The sequence below is a fragment of the Pedobacter sp. 01N416 genome, from assembly GCF_056399685.1.
Window position 1 is genome coordinate 1 of sequence record NZ_JBFTRT010000433.1, and the last position, 4,472, is coordinate 4,472.

Sequence of the window (4,472 nt, forward strand, 5' to 3'; positions counted from 1 at the left end):
GTAGGCAATGTATTTGCCTTAATGGTTTTAATGTTAAAATCGGCAACTTGGTTCTGCACATCAAGTTGTTTTAACTCCTGGCGGTTAGCCATTGCTAAACCAATATATTCGTTTAAAGAACCCGCTCCTCTTAAACCTAAAGTAGGATCAATAATTTTCACCTCGGTATCTTCTGGTAAACCTAATAAGATATCCAGGTTATAATTGATCACTTTACGGTTGCTCTCAATATCCATTTGAGTTAGCGTAACATTTGCCTGTTGCAATTGGAAACGCAACACATCGTTTTTAGTTACAATACCTTGCTCGAAGAAACGCTGTGCCTGTTTAATCTGTGCGGCAATTGATTCTAAATTCTGATCAACCACTTTTCTGCTTTGCAATACTTTGTACAAAGCGTAATAGGTATTAATAACAGCATACGTAATTTCTTCTTTGCTTTTATCAGCATCTAAACGTGCAACATCGGCCAGTAATTTGGTCGATTCTTTAGCGTACCTTAATTTACCACCACCATATACCAATTCTTGTACTGCTGCTGTTCCCACAAAAGCATCGGCTCTTTTAGGCAAGTGGAAAGACGATTCGCTACCGGGTAATGTAAAGGTAGTAGTTGGTATTTCAGCGTGATTGTACATAAAACTTGCGTTTGCCGTAGGCAAAACATTGTCTTTTACAACCTCCAGCTGTGCAACAGCCTGATCGATCTTGTTTTGAGAAAGCTTTAAGTTTTTACTGTTGGCTATGCCAAGTTCTATTGCCTGGTTAATGTTTAATTCTTTTGAGCTCTGTGCAAATAAAGCTGCCGGAATTAATGACGCCGCAAGCATTAATCTTATTGATCTGGGTATCATTTTTTTGTTGTTAAATAAACTGTTGTTAGATTTTGTAAGTGAGCGACTGTCCGCTCTTTAATCATTTTTTTATCTTTCGGATTGTTCAAGTCGAAGTTGGAGCACGATATCACCTTATGGGGAGAGATAACAATGTTGGTTATGGTGCCCATAATAGTGGCGATTACCATACGAACGTCAACCTTGTTAAAGGTCCCATCTTCAATCCCATCTGTAATAATGCGATCGATAAGCTGCATGTTGTGGCTCATGGCATCTTTTATCTTATCATACATTTCTGGCCTTTGAGTTAAAGAAAGCTCTCTGTGCATCATTTTATGAAACGCAGTGTTATTCAGTATCCTATTTACATAGCCCTCTATAACCCTGTGCAATTTTTCTAATGCCGAAATCTTATCTTCATTGATGATTTTTAACTGAGAAGCAAAACCAGCAATACGCTCGTTCATAATCTCTACGAAAACCCCTTCTTTAGAACCGAAATAATAATTTATCATCGCCATGTTTGCTCCAGATTCCTTGGCAATCTGGCGGGTGGAGGTACCCTCATACCCGGTCTCGCAAAACAGCTTTTCAGCTGCCTCGAGAATGGCCTGTCTTTTATCTACTTTTTCTGTTTTCATTTCTTTTTAACGACACAAAATTAATCAAACGATTGATTAATTTCCAAATGTTTACCCACTTCTTTTACATTATCTTGATAAAACCCTATTTTTAAATGAAATAATCATCAGTCACAATGAAAAATAAGTTCTTTTTAGCCACAACTTTCTCATTTGCCCTATGGTTCTTATGTTCATTTATTGGTAACCAAAGAAAAGTCCAACAGAGTTGGATCAGAATCAATTTGCTCGGTTACCCCACCGAAAGTATTAAAGTTGCAGTATGGGTAAGCAAAACAGGCGAAATTCCTACCCAATTCGAAATTGTAGAAAAGGAAACCAATAAAATTGTTTATACCTCAACCAATATTAAAAACTTCGGCAGCTATGGTCCTTTTAGCCAAACCGCCCGATTGAATTTCAGTGATTTTAAAAGTGCAGGGAGTTACTACCTCAGGGCAAATGGTATTGTTTCTCCCCTGTTGTTGATCAATAACGATGTGTATAAAGGTGCAGCAGATTTCTGTTTACAATATATGCGCCAGCAACGGAGCGGTTTTAATCCGTACTTAAAGGATAGCTGCCATACCCACGATGGCTTTGTTTTATATGGCGCCAAAGCAGGCATTAAAGACAGTACACATTTTGATGCTTCTGGTGGTTGGCACGACGCCAGCGATTACCTCCAATATTCAACTACTTCAGCAAATGCAGCCTATCACCTACTAATGGCTTATCGCGACTTCCCTCAAGTGTTTAGCGATAGGCAAATGGCGAATGGTTTGAATGGAAAAAACGGCCTTGCTGATGTTCTGGACGAAGCTAAATGGGGACTGGATTGGTTGTTGAAAATGCACCCACAAAAAAATATCATGTTCAACCAACTGGCCGATGACCGTGATCACATCAATATGCGGATTCCAAAAGAAGACAGTCAATATGGAAAAGGTTTTGAGCGCCCGCTCTATTTTATTACCGGCGAAACACAGCAGCGGGGCAAATTTATGAACAACACCACCGGTACCAGCTCTACTGCAGCTAAATTTACGAGTGCTTTTAATTTAGGATCGGTTTTATTTAAAGATGTAGATCGTAATTACGCCAGATTACTTGTTAAAAAAGCCAAAACAGCCTATAAATTTGCATTACAAAAACCTGGGGTAACGCAAACAGCCTCTGTAAAATCGCCCTATATTTATGCTGAAGACAATTGGGTTGATGATATGGAACTCGCCGAAACATCATTCAATTTCGGAAGAGAAAGGATTGATCAAAAGAAAATGACACAGGCCTTAAACTACGCCCAGCAAGAAAGCATCACGCCCTGGCTACAAAAAGATACCGCAGCGCATTATCAATATTATCCTTTCATCAACCTTGGTCATTACGAAATCGCTAAGCAAGATTCGAACGATAAAACAGCCATCAACTATTATCAACAAGGGATAAAGCAAGTTTGGAGCCGTGCAAAAAACAATGCCTTTTACCGTGGTGTTCCGTTTATTTGGTGCAGCAATAATTTAACGGTTGCCTTTGCCATACAGTGTAGCTGGTACTCGGCATTAAGCGGCGATAAAACCTATAGCGAGCTGGATCAGGCTAATTTCGATTGGCTTTTTGGCTGTAATCCATGGGGAACGAGTATGGTTTATGGCTTACCTCAATGGGGAGATACACCAAGCGRTCCACACTCGGCCTTTACCCATTTAAAGAATTATCCCATAAACGGCGGATTGGTTGATGGACCCGTTTACACTAATATTTATAAAGGTTTAATCGGGATCAAACTCAATGATGCTGATGAATATGCTGACTTTCAGAGCGACCTGGCCGTTTACCACGATGATTATGGAGATTATAGCACCAATGAACCCACAATGGACGGAACGGCATCTCTTATTTATTTACTAGCGGCCAAGGAAGCGCAGGCTAAACCCCTACCCGACCATAAAACTTATAGCCTGGGTGCGAACATTCGGGGCGATTCTACCCAAAAGAAAATCTACCTGGTTTTTACAGGTGACGAATATGCGGATGGCGGCGAAAAAATAAGCAAGGTGCTGGCACGGGAGAAAGTTAAAGCATCCTTTTTTCTTACCGGAAATTTTTATCGGAACCCTAATTTCCAATCATTGATCAAAAAACTAAAAAACGCCGGGCATTATCTCGGTCCACATTCTGATAAGCATTTATTGTACTGTGATTGGAATAAACGCGATAGTCTCTTGGTTACAAGAACAGATTTCGAAACCGATTTAAGTAACAATTATCAGGCAATGGCAGGTTTTGGGATTAACAAAGAAGCGGCGGGCTATTTTTTGCCTCCTTACGAATGGTACAACCAAACCATAGCCAACTGGACCAAAGCACAGGGTTTACAATTGATTAATTTCACTCCGGGCACACGATCTAATGCTGATTATACCTACCCCGAAATGGGAAAAAGTTATCGATCGAGCGATGAGATATACAAATCGATTACAACTTTTAACGAAACAAAACCCAATGGTTTAAATGGTTTTATCTTGCTGTTGCACATCGGTACCGGTGCCAGAAGAACTGATAAATTTTATAACAAGTTGGCAGAATTGATTACTTATCTGAAAAAGGCTGATTATAAATTGGCTAGAATTGATAATTAATTAGAATATTGGGTACAATGACAAATTAAAATTTAAAATAAATATTAACTTTGCCTCCAAATAACAAAAAACATGAGTGTACAAGAGAACAGCAGCAATAATTTCAACTGGTTATATTATGCTTTAGGTTTATTCTTCGGAGTTTTAACTGGAGCAATCATTACGCAAAACTACATTTTCGCTTTGTTAGGTGGTGTTTTAGGTTTGTTAACAGCAGGCTTATTTTTAAACGCTATCGTAAAAGGAAGAAAATACTAGTTTTTAGTCCTTTATACAATTAGATCCTTTAAGGATTAAAAAATTTAATTCCACAGCACATGAGACCGTTATGATTTTACCAATAGCCGTAAAATCATGATTGCTCATCGCTACTG

4 protein-coding genes are annotated in these 4,472 nt (G+C 38.9%); 2 read left to right on the top strand and 2 right to left on the bottom strand.

Annotated features, from left to right (window positions below; genetic code table 11):
• Together AC1DND_RS20710 and AC1DND_RS20715 are read right to left on the bottom strand one after the other, a co-directional pair.
• A partial coding sequence (locus tag AC1DND_RS20710; RefSeq protein WP_477584530.1) for a TolC family protein occupies window positions 1-854 on the bottom strand: 854 nt, incomplete at its 3' end.
• Entirely contained in the window at window positions 851-1,477 is a 627-nt protein-coding gene (locus tag AC1DND_RS20715) for a TetR/AcrR family transcriptional regulator (RefSeq protein ID WP_477584531.1), read from the bottom strand. The genes AC1DND_RS20715 and AC1DND_RS20710, both read right to left, overlap by 4 nt.
• Window positions 1,478-1,593: 116 nt before the next feature.
• On the opposite strand from AC1DND_RS20715, the gene AC1DND_RS20720 reads away from it, so the two are divergent.
• Together AC1DND_RS20720 and AC1DND_RS20725 are read left to right on the top strand one after the other, a co-directional pair.
• Window positions 1,594-4,098 carry a bifunctional glycoside hydrolase family 9 protein/polysaccharide deacetylase gene (locus AC1DND_RS20720; protein ID WP_477584533.1) on the top strand — a complete coding sequence of 835 codons (2,505 nt, stop codon included), beginning with the start codon at window positions 1,594-1,596 and terminating at the stop codon, window positions 4,096-4,098.
• A gap of 72 nt (window positions 4,099-4,170) precedes the next feature.
• On the top strand, window positions 4,171-4,356 hold the full coding sequence (locus tag AC1DND_RS20725; RefSeq protein ID WP_025141696.1) for a hypothetical protein: 186 nt from the start codon (window positions 4,171-4,173) through the stop codon (window positions 4,354-4,356).
• Window positions 4,357-4,472: the final 116 nt, after the last annotated feature.

Bases quoted from the DNA above. Each gene is read 5' to 3' on its own strand.
- AC1DND_RS20715 (WP_477584531.1), bottom strand. From the start codon at position 1,477: ATGAAAACAGAAAAAGTAGATAAAAGACAGGCCATTCTCGAGGCAGCT.
- AC1DND_RS20725 (WP_025141696.1), top strand. From the start codon at position 4,171: ATGAGTGTACAAGAGAACAGCAGCAATAATTTCAACTGGTTATATTAT.